Below are 236 nucleotides of genomic sequence, written 5' to 3'. Positions count from 1 at the left end.
CTTGTGTTTTAGCTCATGATGATACTTCCAATGATGATGCGCTGCAAAACGATGCACCCGTTGATGACAAAAAAGCTGCTGTAGCCGCAGCCATTGCTCGCGCCAAAGCGAAAAAGGCCGCAAAAGCATTAGCAGATGCTGAAATTACAACTGACGATGCGCGGCAAAACGAGGCCCCCGTTGATGACAAAAAAGCCGCTGTAGCCGCAGCCATTGCTCGCGCCAAAACGAAAAAG

The 236-nt window shown here is 50.0% G+C and carries 1 protein-coding gene; it reads left to right on the top strand.

The genetic code is table 11. From position 1 onward, the window contains the following. On the top strand, window positions 1–236 hold a 236-nt coding region (locus tag AAEY55_RS18610), incomplete at both ends, for a hypothetical protein (protein ID WP_350552773.1).

The organism is Pseudoalteromonas sp. 120-MNA-CIBAN-0494, from assembly GCF_040308885.1.
Classification (GTDB): domain Bacteria; phylum Pseudomonadota; class Gammaproteobacteria; order Enterobacterales; family Alteromonadaceae; genus Pseudoalteromonas; species Pseudoalteromonas nigrifaciens.
Note: the sequence above shows the minus strand (reverse complement) of the source record. Positions and strands in the feature narration are given on the sequence as shown.